The 13,776-nt window shown below is 65.4% G+C and carries 11 protein-coding genes and 2 tRNA genes; 8 read left to right on the forward strand and 5 right to left on the reverse strand.

The window, feature by feature from the left end:
• Window positions 1-61 precede the first annotated feature (61 nt).
• Window positions 62-1,642, reverse strand: a complete 1,581-nt coding sequence (gene metG / locus EDL96_RS07620) for a methionine--tRNA ligase (RefSeq protein WP_233568766.1) — start codon at window positions 1,640-1,642, stop codon at window positions 62-64.
• A 133-nt stretch (window positions 1,643-1,775) separates the two neighbouring features.
• Between metG and EDL96_RS07625 the strand changes: the two genes are divergently transcribed.
• A complete protein-coding gene (locus EDL96_RS07625) occupies window positions 1,776-2,483 on the forward strand; it encodes an AIM24 family protein (protein WP_123825197.1) in 708 nt (235 codons plus the stop codon).
• Window positions 2,484-2,653: 170 nt separating this feature from the next.
• Here EDL96_RS07625 and ilvC read toward each other — a convergent pair whose 3' ends face one another.
• The 3 genes from ilvC to EDL96_RS07640 form a co-directional block, all read right to left on the reverse strand.
• Window positions 2,654-3,682 (reverse strand): ketol-acid reductoisomerase, encoded by a 1,029-nt coding sequence (gene ilvC, locus EDL96_RS07630; protein ID WP_123825198.1) that lies wholly within the window; start codon window positions 3,680-3,682, stop codon window positions 2,654-2,656.
• Window positions 3,683-3,781: 99 nt separating this feature from the next.
• Window positions 3,782-4,291 carry an acetolactate synthase small subunit gene (gene ilvN, locus EDL96_RS07635; RefSeq protein WP_123825199.1) on the reverse strand — a complete coding sequence of 170 codons (510 nt, stop codon included), beginning with the start codon at window positions 4,289-4,291 and terminating at the stop codon, window positions 3,782-3,784.
• The gene (locus EDL96_RS07640) at window positions 4,288-6,192 is read right to left on the reverse strand and encodes an acetolactate synthase large subunit (protein ID WP_123825200.1); all 1,905 of its coding nucleotides are present in this window, start codon (window positions 6,190-6,192) and stop codon (window positions 4,288-4,290) included. The genes ilvN and EDL96_RS07640 overlap by 4 nt, the downstream gene beginning before the upstream one ends.
• 612 nt (window positions 6,193-6,804) lie before the next feature.
• On the opposite strand from EDL96_RS07640, the gene EDL96_RS07645 reads away from it, so the two are divergent.
• Window positions 6,805-6,880 (forward strand) — tRNA-Lys (locus EDL96_RS07645).
• A gap of 156 nt (window positions 6,881-7,036) precedes the next feature.
• On the opposite strand, the gene EDL96_RS07650 is transcribed toward EDL96_RS07645, so the two are convergent.
• Window positions 7,037-7,564: a MarR family winged helix-turn-helix transcriptional regulator gene (locus EDL96_RS07650; protein WP_123825201.1), complete on the reverse strand. Its 528-nt coding sequence runs from the start codon at window positions 7,562-7,564 to the stop codon at window positions 7,037-7,039.
• A gap of 199 nt (window positions 7,565-7,763) precedes the next feature.
• Between EDL96_RS07650 and bcp the strand changes: the two genes are divergently transcribed.
• The 6 genes from bcp (at window position 7,764) to EDL96_RS07680 (ending at window position 13,708) form a co-directional block, all read left to right on the forward strand.
• Window positions 7,764-8,237: a thioredoxin-dependent thiol peroxidase gene (gene bcp, locus EDL96_RS07655; protein ID WP_123825202.1), complete on the forward strand. Its 474-nt coding sequence runs from the start codon at window positions 7,764-7,766 to the stop codon at window positions 8,235-8,237.
• A 57-nt stretch (window positions 8,238-8,294) separates the two neighbouring features.
• Window positions 8,295-8,374, forward strand: a tRNA-Leu gene (locus EDL96_RS07660).
• Window positions 8,375-8,427: 53 nt separating this feature from the next.
• Window positions 8,428-10,050, forward strand: a complete 1,623-nt coding sequence (locus EDL96_RS07665) for an ABC transporter substrate-binding protein (RefSeq protein ID WP_158609545.1) — start codon at window positions 8,428-8,430, stop codon at window positions 10,048-10,050.
• Window positions 10,051-10,173: 123 nt separating this feature from the next.
• A complete protein-coding gene (locus EDL96_RS07670) occupies window positions 10,174-11,658 on the forward strand; it encodes a malate:quinone oxidoreductase (RefSeq protein ID WP_123825204.1) in 1,485 nt (494 codons plus the stop codon).
• A gap of 229 nt (window positions 11,659-11,887) precedes the next feature.
• Window positions 11,888-12,349, forward strand: coding sequence for a MarR family winged helix-turn-helix transcriptional regulator (locus tag EDL96_RS07675; protein ID WP_407656922.1), 462 nt, complete (start codon window positions 11,888-11,890; stop codon window positions 12,347-12,349).
• A 189-nt stretch (window positions 12,350-12,538) separates the two neighbouring features.
• Window positions 12,539-13,708: a YihY/virulence factor BrkB family protein gene (locus EDL96_RS07680; protein WP_233568767.1), complete on the forward strand. Its 1,170-nt coding sequence runs from the start codon at window positions 12,539-12,541 to the stop codon at window positions 13,706-13,708.
• The last annotated feature ends 68 nt before the right edge of the window (window positions 13,709-13,776 follow it).

Genomic DNA, 13,776 nt, shown 5'->3' on the forward strand with positions numbered 1-13,776 from the left:
TGTCAAAAGATCATCTCACTATCTGGACCAGTCGGGAGCCAGGGACCTCGCCCCGGAATGCTCACCCCTGGAGGGCAGCCGGCTCCTCGTAACGCGGGAACACTGGCGTGGGCTTCGGCAGGGCCGTGCCCACCACGATGCGTTCGGAGATGTCCGCGATCTGGCGGCGGTCCTCGGGCTGCCCCAGGACATCCAGGAGCTTTTCCGCGGACGTGGGCATGACGGGCTGCACCAACAGCGCCACCACGCGCACCACTTCCAGGGTGGTCCACAGGACGGTCTGCATCCGGGCCGGATCGGTCTTGCGCAGAACCCAGGGCTCCTGGGCCGTGAAGTAGCGGTTGCAGTCGGCGACCACGCGCCAGATGGCCTCGAGCGCTCGATGGAACTGGAGTCCGTCGAAGGCTTCCCGGACGGGCCCCAGCAGGTCGTGGGCGGCGTCCAGGATGGCGCGGTCGGCCTCCGTCAGCTCACCCATGTCCGGCACGGCCCCGTCGCAGTTCTTGGCCACCATGGACAAAGACCGCTGGGCCAGGTTCCCCAGGTCGTTGGCAAGATCCGCGTTGATCCGCGAGACGATGCCGTCGTGCGAATAGGACCCGTCCTGCCCGAACGAGACTTCGCGCAGAAGGAAGAAGCGCACCTGATCCAGCCCATACTCACCGATGAGCGCGTGCGGGTCGATCACGTTGCCCACGGACTTCGACATCTTCTCGCCCTGGTTGTAGAGGAACCCGTGGGCGAAGACCTTGCGCGGCAACTCCAGTCCGGCCGACCACAGGAACGCCGGCCAGTACACGGAGTGGAAGCGGGCGATGTCCTTGCCGATCACGTGGACGTCGGCCGGCCAGTAGCGGGTGAAGGCGTCGTCGTCCGTGGCCGGGAAACCCACGCCGGTGAGGTAGTTGGTCAGGGCATCCACCCACACGTACATGACGTGTTCGGGGTCCCCGGGCACGGGAACCCCCCAGTCGAAGGTCGTCCGGGAAATGGAGAGGTCACGCAATCCGGAACGGACGAACTCGGCGATCTCGTTGCGCCGTGCCTCCGGGTACAGGAACCCCTCCCCCTCGTAGAGCTCCAGCAGCCGGTCCTGGTAGGCCGAGAGTCGGAAGAAGTAGGAGGCCTCCTCCGTCCAGGTCAGCTCGGTCCCGGTCTCCTTGGAGTAGCGCAGCCCGTCGACACGGACCTCGGTTTCGTCCTCGCCGTAGAACGCCTCGTCACGCACCGAGTACCACCCGGAGTACGAGTCCAGGTAGATGTCCCCGTTGGCCTCCATCCGTTCCCAGATCGCTTGCGAGGCCACGGTGTGGTCGTCGTCGGTGGTGCGGATGAAGCGGTCGTAGGACACGCCGAGTGCGTCGTCCATGGCCTTGAACGCGGCGGCATTGCGGTCGGCCAGTTCCTTGGGGCTGATGCCTTCCTTCTCCGCGGTCTGCTGCATCTTCTGACCGTGCTCGTCCGTGCCGGTCATGAACCGGACGTCGTACCCGTCCAGTCGCTTGAAGCGCGCCAGGGTGTCCGTGGCGATGGCCTCGTAGGCGTGTCCGATGTGAGGGGCGCCGTTGGGATAGGAGATCGCGGTGGTCACGTAGAACGTGGGGCGGGCATCGGTCTCGGCTGCGGTTACCTCGGAAGTCACGCGCCCCATCGTAGCGTCGAGAGCAACGCGCGAATCCCACCGGCGTCATGGATTTACATTTGCAATCGGACGTGCCAAGCTGGCACCGTCGGAACTCTCCCGGCCCGGTCCGGGCCCTCCTGAAAGGATCCTCATGCGCAGCGAACTCTTCGCCCCCGAACACATGGAACGCCAGACCCAGGACCAGTGGGCGCTTCAGTCCAAGAAGATGCTCCGGGTCAACATGACGCAGGACATCATCGCGACGAAGGGCGCCATGGTCGCCTACCAGGGTCAGATGTCGTTCAAGCACGAAGGCTCGGGCTCCGTGGGGAAGTTCCTCAAGAAGGCACTGACCAACGAGGACGCACCCATGATGCGCGTCTCCGGCCAGGGTGAGGTCTTCTTCGCCCGCCAGAGCCGCTTCATCTTCCTGCTGTTGCTGGAAGGCGAAGCCATCACGGTCAACTCATCCTCGCTGCTGGCCTTCGATTCGTCCCTGAGCTGGGACATCCGTCGCGTCCAGGGCGCGGGCATGCTCGCCGGTGGCCTGTTCAACCTGGAACTCTCCGGCCACGGATACGTGGCGGTCTGTTCCGACGGCGACCCCATGGTCCTGGACGCCTCACAGCAACCGACCTTCGTGGATCCCCAGGCGGCCGTGTGCTGGTCGGCCAACCTGGCTCCGTCCATCAAGAACGACTTCAACTTCTCCGGAATGTTCCGCGGGGGCTCCGGTGAAGCCTTCCAGCTGGCCTTCCACGGCCCAGGGTTCGTGGTCGTGCAGCCCTCGGAGGGCACCCCCGTGGTCGGGGCTTCCTCGTCCGGCAGCTCGGGGGGCCTCGGCAGCCTCCTGAGCTGATCCGGCCGGGTCTCCCCGACCCCAAGAACGACGGCGCCCCGCCCACCTGATCAGGTGAGCGGGGCGCCGTCGTCGTGAAACCTCAGTCAGGGAAGACGGGAAGATCTGAACCGAGTACTCCACGCAAACTCAGTGGCACATGATGTGCCTGCTCAACGCCGAGCGGGGGCTCAGCGGGCAGCGGTTCCTTCAGTGTAGTCGGAATCCGAGTCAGTCCAAACGAAAAGTTTCCGCAGTTCGCGACCGGTTGCCTCGATCGGGTGGCCCTCCTCCTTCTCGCGGAGCTGCTTGAACTCGGGAGCTCCGGCGTCCTGGTCCTCCATGAACCGGCGGGCGAAGGTGCCGTCCTGGATGTCGGAGAGCACGGCCTTCATGTTCTCCTTGACGGACGGGTCGATCACGCGCGGACCGGAGACGTAGTCGCCGTACTCGGCGGTGTCGGAGATGGACCACCGCTGCTTGGAGATGCCGCCCTCGACCATCAGGTCGACGATCAGCTCGAGTTCGTGCAGGACCTCGAAGTAGGCGATCTCCGGCTGGTAGCCGGCCTCGGTCAGGGTCTCGAAGCCGTACTGGACCAGGTGGGACATGCCACCGCACAGGACGGCCTGCTCGCCGAACAGGTCGGACTCGGTCTCCTCCGTGAAGGTGGTCTTGATGACGCCGGCGCGGGTACCGCCGATGGCCTTCGCGTAGGACAGGGCGATTTCCTGGGCTTTTCCGGAGGCGTCCACCTCGACGGCGACCAGGCAGGGAACGCCACGACCGGCCTCGTACTCGCGGCGCACGGTGTGCCCGGGGCCCTTGGGGGCAACCATGGCGACGTCGACGCCCTGCGGGGCCTCGATGTAGCCGAAGCGGATGTTCAGCCCATGGGCGAACAGCAGGATGTCGCCGTCCTTGAGGTTCGGCTGGATCGCGTCCGCGTAGACCGTGCGCTGGACCTGGTCCGGGGTCAGGATCATGATCACGTCGGCCTCGGCCGCGGCCTCGGCGACGGTCTTGACGGTCAGGCCTTCGGCCTCCGCCTTGGCCCGGGAGGAGGAGCCCTCCGACAGGCCCACACGGACGTCGACGCCGGAATCTCGCAGGTTGAGGGCGTGGGCGTGGCCCTGGGAGCCGTAACCGATCACGGCGACCTTGCGGCCCTGGATGATCGAGAGGTCTGCGTCGTCTTCGTAGAAGATCTCAGCTGCCATGGGGATGTGTCTCCTTAGTGCTGCAGTTGCTCGACCTGCCCACTGCAGGTCGTGGTGTGTGGTGAGAAGTACGAGGTGCCCGGGCCCGGGGCGAGCGGCTCAGTGCCGCAGCGCCCGGTCGGACATCGACTTGGGGCCACGTCCGAGCGCCAGCGTACCGGCCCGGACGATCTCTCGAACGCCGAATGGCTCAAGGACGTCGAGTAAGGCCTTGAGTTTCTCCGTGGCCCCCGTGGCTTCGATGACGACCGAGTCGGTGGAGACGTCGACGATCGAGGCTCTGAACAGGTCCGCGGCCTGGGTGACCTGAAGCCGGGTTGCGGCGTCGGCGCGGACCTTGATCATGATGTGTTCGCGTTGCACCGAGGTCTCCGGTGCCAACTCCACGATCTTGATCACGTGAATGAGCTTGTTGAGCTGCTTGGTGACCTGTTCCAGGGCTTCGCCGTCGGCGTCGACGACGACCGTGATGCGGGACAGGCCGGGAACTTCGGTGTTGCCCACGGCAAGCTGGTCGATGTTGAAGGCGCGGCGGGCGAACAGGCCGGCCACACGGGTCAGGACGCCCGGTTTGTCCTCGACCAGCACGGAAAGGGTGTGGCGGCTCATGCCCCTGCTCCTTCGTCTTCTCCGACCCACTCGGGGGTCATGTTGTGGGCGATCTGGATCTGGTCGTTGGACACACCCGCGGGCACCATGGGCCACACCATGGCGTCGGCCGAGACCACGAAGTCGATGACCACGGGGCGGTCGTTGACTTCAAGTGCCGCCTTGATGGTGGCTTCCACGTCCTCCTCGCGCTCACAGCGGAAGGTTGCGCAGCCGTAGGCGTCACCGAGCTTCACGAAGTCCGGGATCCGAACGGTGTCGTGGCCCGTGTTCAGGTGGGTGTGGGAGTAGCGGCCGTCGTAGAACAGCGTCTGCCACTGGCGCACCATGCCCAACGACGAATTGTTGATCACCGCGACCTTGATCGGAATGTTGTTCAGGGCGCAGGTCGCCAGTTCCTGGTTGGTCATCTGGAAGCAGCCGTCGCCGTCGATGGCCCACACGACCCGGTCCGGCTGACTCACCTTGGCGCCCATGGCCGCCGGGACGGCGAAGCCCATGGTTCCCAGACCCGCCGAGTTGATCCACTGGCGCGGACGCTCGTGCTTGACGAACTGGGCGGACCACATCTGGTGCTGCCCCACGCCGGCCACGTAGCAGGCGTCGGGCCCGGTGAGTTCGGAGAGCTTCTGGATCACGTACTGCGGCGCCAGCAGCCCGTCCTCGGTGGGCGTCCATCCCAGCGGATAGGAATCGCGCAGGCCGCTGAGCACGCGCCACCAGGCGGACAGGTCGGGCGTACCGGCCTCCTCCGTCTCCGCCCGGAAGGCTTCCGTGAGTTCGGGAATGATCGAGGCCAGGTCGCCCACGATCGGCACGTCGGCGGTGCGGTTCTTGGAGATCTCCGCGGGGTCGACGTCGGCGTGGATCACTTTGGCACCCGGAGCGAAGGTGCTGAGCACGCCCGTGACACGGTCGTCGAAGCGAGCCCCGAGCGTGATGAGCAGATCCGCCTGTTGCATCGCGTACACGGCCGGGACGGTGCCGTGCATCCCGGGCATGCCCAGGTGCTGGTCATGGGAATCGGGGAACACTCCCCTGGCGGTCAGCGTGGTCACCACGGGGGCGCCCGTGGCCGTCGCCAACTCGAGCAGGGAGTCGGCCGCATCGGCCTTGACCGTACCGCCACCGACGTACAGGACCGGACGCTGGGCCTGCGCCATGAGACGAGCCGCTTCACGGATCTGCTTGGAGTGGCCCCGAGCCACCGGACGGTACCCCGGAAGGTCGAGCACGGGCGGCCAGGAGAACTCCATCTGACCCACCTGGGCGTCCTTGGCGATGTCCACCAACACGGGGCCCGGACGCCCGGTGGCGGCGAGATGGAAGGCCTCGGCCAGGACTCGCGGGATGTCCTGCGACTTGGTCACCAGATACGAGTGTTTGGTGATGGGCATGGTCATGCCCACGATGTCCGCCTCCTGGAAGGCGTCGGAGCCGATCAGGGTGGAGGCCACCTGACCGGTGATGGCCACCATGGGCACCGAGTCCATGTTCGCGTCGGCCAGCGCTGTCACGAGGTTGGTGGCACCCGGTCCCGAGGTCGCGATGCACACACCCACCTTCCCGGAAGCCAACGCGTATCCCTGCGCGGCGTGCCCAGCACCTTGCTCGTGGCGGACCAGGATGTGATTGATGGTCTCCGTCTCGAGCAGCGGGTCGTAGGTCGGGAGAATTGCCCCGCCGGGAAGGCCAAAGACGTCCGTGACACCGAGTTCCTCGAGGGAACGGATGACGGCCTGCGAACCGGTCATCGACACCGGTTCCACGACGTTCTGGTCTCCGGGGACCTCCGGAACGACGACGCCCGAGGCTTCGCCGGCGGCACGCCGCTCGGCGGGGGACGTGCCGGTCCGCTTGTTGGCCATCAGTGCCGGGCTGATGGGTTGTCCCTTACTCATCTCGCGTCCTTCAATTCAATCGATTCCATCGATACTGGCCGGTCGCATCCGCAAGGCCGGGCAAGGGGGTCGCTCCCGCGCCGTCCGTGCCCGCTCGAGGATCCATGGTTGTGGTGCACTCGCCCCGCCGTCGTCCGCGGTGTGGGTCAGACACGAAGAAGGCCCCGGCCGCCTGGTGGAGCGGCTTTCGGGGCCCGGTGCGCGTGCGGTGTACGGCGTCAGGCCCGTCGTCCGACGAGGACGACCGGCTCTACTACGACATCGAGAATCTCGCCGACGATCTTGTCGACGGGCGCCTCTGCCTCAACCGTGATGCACTGCATGAGTTCATGGTCCGCCGCTACGGGACCCGTGTCAAACAGCGGTCAGCGTGTTTCACATCGTGAGACAACCCACATTTCCCGCCTCGAATGGACCTCCGCGGACCGACGGCGTAAAGTACCGGCTCGTTGTCCGGCCCAGACGGTCTGCGTACAACATTCCGGCACCGCCAGAAGGTCCATGGGAATCGCCCTCCGGGTGATTCACCTGCGACCGGACGGCAGGCAGAGGTGGCGAACAACCGCCCCGGAATGTGGTACTGTTTACCGCCGTGGCCAGCAGCCACGACATGCGCCTCTAGCTCAATTGGCAGAGCAGCTGACTCTTAATCAGCGGGTTCACGGTTCGAGTCCGTGGGGGCGCACCACACAGCTTGTGGCCCGCATCGACGTTTCGATGCGGGCCACAAGCTTTTTTGCGTTCGGCGCCGGTCAGAATTGATGCCGGATGAAACAGAACCGCCCCGGGAAGCACCGAGCAGGAGCTTCGCGGGGCGTGACTCAGAACTGTGCGCGGAGGCAGATCAACGCGGGGCGATCTCCGGATCAACACCGACCATTGGCGTTTCCGAACTCGGCGCCGTGGAACCTCCGACTTCGTGGACCTCACCGTCGGAGTCCACCTTCAGCTTCCACCGGGTTCCGCCGAGCGTGGTGACGATGTGAGCCAGGGAGCGCCGCAACTGCTCGTCCGCAAGGGCACCGTCCCCCGTGAGATCTTCTTCCACACGCGTGGCCTCGGCCAGGACGCGACGCCCCTCTTCGGTGATGACGACGAGGTGGCTGCGTCGGTCATTGAGGTTCCGGCTCCGCGTCACGTGACCGTGGATTTCGAGGCGGTGCAGCGTCTTGCCCATGGTCTGGGCCTGGACGCGGACCTCTTGCGCGAGACGAGCCTGGGTCAGTCCGCCCTGGGCCTCCAGGACGTCGAGAGCCATGACACCGGCATGCGTGATCCCCAGCGAGGCGAGGCGTTCATTCCACGAATGTTCGACGAGGCGCGCCGCTGTGGACAAGAGCCGATTGGTGGGCCACTGGGAATTCTTGGGCATGACGTGATTATACCCATGACGAGGGAAACACTTGACTAAGGGTGCTTACACATTACAACGCACCGCTGCCGTACACCAGGGGTCACCGGGCGAGGCCTCGGAAGCGCACGGCCGATCACGAGCCATCGCGGTGTCCCCCGAGCAGGGCATGATGAATCAAGGACTCTGCAGGCAGAGTGCACGAAAGGAAAGGACTCCCATGCGCCACGCACTGACCCCGGGCCAGAAGGCTCCCGACTTCACCCTGACCGATCAGAGCGGTTCCCCTGTGTCGCTGTCCGATTTCGCCGGCACCAAGGTGATCGTCTACTTCTACCCCAAGGCCTCGACGCCCGGGTGCACCACTCAGGCCTGCGACTTCCGCGACAACCTGGCCAGCTTCACCTCGGACGGATACCGCGTGGTCGGCATTTCGCCGGACAGCCAGGCTGCCCTCCAGAAGTTCACGGACGCGCAGTCCCTCACCTTCCCGCTGCTGTCGGACCCCGACCACGCCGTTGCGGAGGCCTGGGGCGCCTGGGGCGAGAAGAACAACTACGGACGGGTCTACGAGGGGCTCATCCGCTCCACTGTCGTCGTCGACGAGTCGGGTGCCGTGGAAGTCGCGCAGTACAACGTGCGGGCCAAGGGTCACGTGGCCAAGTTGCGCCGGGACCTCGGCCTGTCCGACTGAGGCGGCCCCGAGTTCTCGGTACAATCGTTCGGCCCCGCAGCACACCGCGGGGCCTACGCGCGAGTGGTGGAATTGGCAGACACGCAGGATTTAGGTTCCTGTGCTCCGGCGTGCGGGTTCAAGTCCCGCCTCGCGCACCGACGGGCCTCCGTGCCCGGTTCGTGAGGGAACCAGGAAGGGAGTTTGCGTGGTGAGCCGGTACTCCCGACGCGCTTTCCTGGCCGGAGCGACCGTGACGGTCCTGGCGGGCTGCGGCACTTCAGAGGGTTCCGACCCCGACAGCACCCCCTCACGCGAGGTGCCCGAGGCGCACTACGTGTTCGCCAATGCCGCCACGGCCCCGACGCTTGATCCGTCCCTCACGGACAACCTCGAGACCAACCGCATCGCCCGGCAGGTACTCGACGGTCTGGTCGCACCCGACCCGCTCACCGGAGACCCGACCGCCGCCTTGGCCACGGCCTGGCGCGCGTCCGAGGACGGGTTGAGTTGGGACTTCGCCCTGCGCGACGACGTCCTGTTCCACGACGGGTCCACCTTCGACGCCGAAGCGGTCGTGCGTAACCTGGACCGCTGGGCCGCCGCCTCGGTGCGTGACACCTCGACCGGCCGACACAGCTTGTTCGATGCCGTTTTTCGTCGGGGAACACCCCAGGGATCGGTCTATCGCGCCTGCGAGGCCGTGGATTCGCACAAGATCCGGATCCACCTCACCCGCCCCTACCCGGCGTTGCCCAAGGCCTTGACCCATCCCGCGTTCGGCATCGCGGCCCCCAATTGCATCAGTTCGGACTCCGTGGGTACCTCGCCTGTCGGGACCGGGCCCTTCAAGGTCCGGGAGGGCCTTGAAGCCGGTGCGGGTCAGCGACCCGGGCAGTCAGTGATTCTCGAGGTGGCCGACACGTACTGGGGCGAGTTGGGCCCCCTGGGAACCCTGGAGTTCGTGGCCATCCCGGACTCAGAGCTGCGCTACGTCGCACTGCGTACTGGACGAGTGGACGGATACGACCTCGTGGGGTTGGACGCCTTCGCCCCCCTGGCTCGGGAGGCCGTACAGGTGCTCCAGCGCGACCCCTACTCCGTGGCATACCTGGGTATTCACGGTGGCTCTGGGCTGCTCAGCGACATCAACCTCCGCGAGGCCCTCATGGCCTCCGTGGACCGGCAGGCGATCGTCCGCGACCATTTCCCGGAGGGGACGACGATCGCACAGGAGTTCCTGCCCGCGCGGTTCAACGTCCCCGACGACGACCTCGGCTACCCCGGGTACAACCCCCAGCAGGCACGCGACCTGCTCAAGAAGTCGAAGTACGACGGGACACCGTTACGCTTCCTGTATCCCACGGGCGCCTCCCGCCAATGGGCATTGGAACCGGAACGGCTCTACGCGGACATCTCCGCCTCCCTCGCCCGTGCGGGGTTCGAGATCACCCCGGTACCCGTCCCGTGGAGCGTGTACGCGGAGACACTTCGCACCCGTTCGGAGGAGCACGACATGTTCCTGTTCGGTGCCGACGGCGGCTTCCGCGACCCGGACTACTTCGCCTCGACGCTGTTCAGTGCCCCCACCCCGGAGCTCGACCTGGATTCCGAGATGCTGCGCGACCTGGTGGATCAGGCGGCCCAGTCGTCGGATGGGGACGATCGGCAGGACCTGTACCGGCGGGTCAACCGCAGGGCGACGATGGAAAAGGCGGCCCTCCCGCTCGCGTTCCCCACCAGCGGCGTGGCCGTTGATTCCCGCACGGCATCCTTCCCTCTCAGCTCGACCGGATTCGAGGATTTCAACGCGATCCAGATCAACCAGGACTGATACCGGGAGCTCCATCCGGTCGGTGTGCACCGCGGGCGCAGCGAGGACTAACCTGGTGGTATCTATGTGCGCGGGACCGGGATCGCGAAGAAAGGCCCGCGCGAGACGACAGGAGAGCACGTAGTGAAGCACGCGACAACCACCGAGTCCACAGACGTACTGCTGGTGGGAGGCGGCATCATGTCGGCCACCTTGGGTGCCCTGCTCACCGAGCTGGAGCCGACCTGGAAGATCACCCTTGTCGAGCGCCTGGACGAGATCGGCAAGGAGAGTTCGGGCGTCTGGAACAACGCAGGCACGGGCCACTCCGCACTGTGCGAGTTGAACTACGCCCCCATGAAGGCCGACGGGACCGTTGGCACCGCCAAGGCCGTGACCATCAACGAGCAGTTCCAGACCTCCCGCCAGTTCTGGGCCACCATGGTTGAGGAAGGCAAGCTGGGCCAGGCCTCCGATTTCATCAACCCCGTCCCGCACATCTCGATGGTCTTCAACGACGATCACGTGCGTTACCTGAAGGCACGCCACGAGGCGTTCAAGCAGCACAAGCTCTTCGAACGCATGGAGTACTCCGAGGACCGTGACCAGCTGGCGCAGTGGGCTCCTTTGACCATGCGCGGCCGCGGCTCCGAATCCGTGGCGGCCACGTTCGCGCCGGAAGGCACTGACGTCAACTTCGGTGAACTCACCCGTCAGCTGGTCGCCCACATGTCGGCCAACGGTGCCGAGGTCCGCACGGGAACGCAGGTGAGCAACCTCAACAAGGAGTCGGACGGAACCTGGACCGCCTGCACCACCAATCGTTTGGATTCCGAGGACAGTCGGGAGATCCGGGCCAAGTTCGTCTTCGTCGGCGCGGGTGGCGGAGCACTGCCGTTGTTGCAGAAGTCGGGGATCCCGGAGATCAAGGGGTTCGGCGGCTTCCCCGTCTCCGGTCTCTGGTTGCGCAACACCAAGCCGGAGATCGCCGAACAACACAACGCAAAGGTCTACGGCCAGGCCTCCGTGGGCGCTCCCCCGATGTCCGTCCCGCACCTGGACACCCGGTTCGAGAACGGCGAGAAGTCGCTGTTGTTCGGCCCCTACGGCGGCTTCAAGCCGAACTTCCTCAAGCAGGGCTCGCTCTTCGACCTGCCGCGTTCCGTGCGCACCGACAACCTGTACCCCATGACCCGCGCGGGCCTGGCCAACCTGGATCTGGTCAAGTACCTGATCTCGGAGCTCATGAAGAACAAGGAACAGCGGGTCGAGGCGTTGCAGGAGTACTACCCCACGGCCGACGGCGACGACTGGGAGCTAGTTCACGCCGGTCAGCGCGTGCAGGTCATGCGCAAGGACAAGGAGAAGGGCGGCGTCCTCCAGTTCGGGACCGAGCTCATCACCGCCGAGGACGGGTCCATCGCCGGGCTGCTGGGTGCCTCCCCCGGAGCCTCGACCGCTGTGCCGATCATGCTGGACCTGTTGGCCAAGTGTTTCCCGCAGCACAAGGGCACCTGGCAGTCCCGACTTACGGAACTGATCCCCGCCTACGGCCGCACGCTCGACGACGATCCGCGTCTGGCCGACGAGATCATGGGACACACCGGCGGAGTTCTGGGCATCAAGTGAGTTTCACGCACTGACCTCCAGGGGAAGTGCCCGTCACCTGCCGCACGAAGCAGTCATCGACGGCGACGCCGCACCGGCCGTCGCCGTCGATGCCCGTTTCCGGGCCCGAACGCGACTGACCCCCCCCCGAGATCCACTTGTGATGGTCTATGCCAATTCAACGAAATTGCCACACAATGGCGGACGACCAGGCCCGGCCAATCGGAATCACTTCGCTTACTATTGCTCCGTGCCCATCAGAGAAACCACAAATGACCCCGTGGAGACCTCCACGGCAGCCTGGGAAGCGCTGTACCGTGCACAGGTCACGGTGATGCGTCGGTTGCAGCGTCGCGAAGAATTCGCTGATCTTTCCATGCGCGAGTACGACGTCCTGTTCAACCTCTCCCGGGCAGATGACCGCGGAATCCGGTTGAACGAACTCAACGAGTACGTCCTGCTGACCCAGTCGAGCCTCTCCCGCATGCTGGAACGTCTCGAGTCTAAAGGCCTGGTCCACCGCTGGCAGGACCCCCAGGACCTGCGGGGCCTGCGGATCCGTCTGACCGAGGACGGTCATGACCTACAGGCGCGGATCGCTGAGCACTTCGACCGCCACGTGCACGAACTCATGGCCAACGGTCTGGACCCGGAGGAACTGCGGATCCTGACCCGTTTGTCCGACCGCTTACGGCAGAGCCTTCGAGACTGACCCGACAGCTTTTGCGCGTCACCCGCAACCTGGTCTGCATCGCCCAAGACCGGACGGCGTGATGTGGCACGTCCAGATGCCTCCCATCAGTAAACTGATGGGAGGCATCCTTCATGCTGTACACCACTCGTCGGTCCCCCATCGATGAGCAGCTACGGGGTGACCCTGTCACACAGGAATGGAGACGACGTGTCCAAGAACACCCTTCGCGAAACCCTCGAGCGGGCGGAGGCACCCGCCACGGAGAGCAGGTCCAAACCCAACAGCCCCGGAGACGTCTCCAAGCGCTCCTGGATGTACGTCTTCAAGCGCGCACTGGCTGAGTTCACGCAGGACGGCTGCACGGACCTGGCAGCGTCCTTGACCTACTTCACCGTCCTGTCCGTTTTCCCCGGTCTGCTGGCCGTGGTGTCTCTGCTGGGTGTCTTCGGGCAGGGTGAGCAGACCACCAAGGCGATCACGGACTTCCTCTCCGGCAGGGTCCCGGCCGAACTCAACACGCTGTTGGAACCCACGATCAGTAACCTCGCCAGCTCGAGCGGAGCCGGCCTGGCCGCATTGATCATCGGTGTCGCATCCGGTCTGTGGACGGCATCGGGCTACGTCGGTGCGTTCTCCCGCGCCATGAACCGGGTCTACGACATCTCCGAAGGCCGCGGATTCGTCAAACACAAGGCAACCATGCTGGGGGTGACTTTGTTCGTCGTCATCACCGTGGTCCTGGTCTTCCTCATGGTCCTCCTGTCCGGCGGGATCGCTCGATCGGTCGGTGACCTGATCGGTCTCGGCGAGACCAGCGTGATGGTGTGGAACATCGCCAAGTGGCCCGTGATCCTGTTGCTGCTGGTCCTGCTCGTGGCAGTGCTCTACTACTTCACGCCGAACGTCCAGCAGCCCAAGTTCAAGTGGGTCTCCCCGGGTGCGCTGTTCGCAATTGTCGGCGCGATCGTGGCCGGCGCGGCCTTCTCCGTCTATGCCACCCAGTTCGCCTCCCAGACCTCGACATACGGGGTCATCGGTGGCGTGATCCTGGGCCTGTTGGGAATCTGGATCTTCAACAACGTCCTGCTGTTGGGCGCTGAAATCGATGCCGAGATCCAGCGTGGCCGTGAACTCGAGGCGGGCATCCCGTCCGAGGAGATGCTTCACCTGCCTCCCAGAGACGTCAAGACGGTGACCAAGGCATTGACCAAGCACGAGAAGCTGGTCGAGGAAGGCCGCAAGGTCCGCCTGGCCAACGAGACCGTGGACTACCGCTCTCAGGGTAAGGACGGGGGGTCCGAGGGCCGCGCGGAGGTCGCCAATTTTGACGGTGACGCCAAGCAGGTCCTGGAACGCGAGCGGACCCGTACCCGCTGACGCACCGGGCGTCGGACACGAGTCGAGGACACGGCCGACCGGGTGGCTTCCTGATGAAGCTGACCGGT

Source organism: Kocuria soli, from assembly GCF_003797835.1.
Lineage (GTDB): Bacteria > Actinomycetota > Actinomycetes > Actinomycetales > Micrococcaceae > Kocuria > Kocuria soli.

Excerpts from the sequence above, each read along its gene's own strand:
- EDL96_RS07625 (WP_123825197.1), top strand. The coding sequence starts at position 1,776 with ATGCGCAGCGAACTCTTCGCCCCCGAACACATGGAACGCCAGACCCAG.
- ilvC (WP_123825198.1), bottom strand. The coding sequence starts at position 3,682 with ATGGCAGCTGAGATCTTCTACGAAGACGACGCAGACCTCTCGATCATC.
- EDL96_RS07640 (WP_123825200.1), bottom strand. The coding sequence starts at position 6,192 with ATGAGTAAGGGACAACCCATCAGCCCGGCACTGATGGCCAACAAGCGG.
- EDL96_RS07650 (WP_123825201.1), bottom strand. The coding sequence starts at position 7,564 with ATGCCCAAGAATTCCCAGTGGCCCACCAATCGGCTCTTGTCCACAGCG.
- ilvN (WP_123825199.1), bottom strand. The coding sequence starts at position 4,291 with ATGAGCCGCCACACCCTTTCCGTGCTGGTCGAGGACAAACCGGGCGTC.
- bcp (WP_123825202.1), top strand. The coding sequence starts at position 7,764 with ATGCGCCACGCACTGACCCCGGGCCAGAAGGCTCCCGACTTCACCCTG.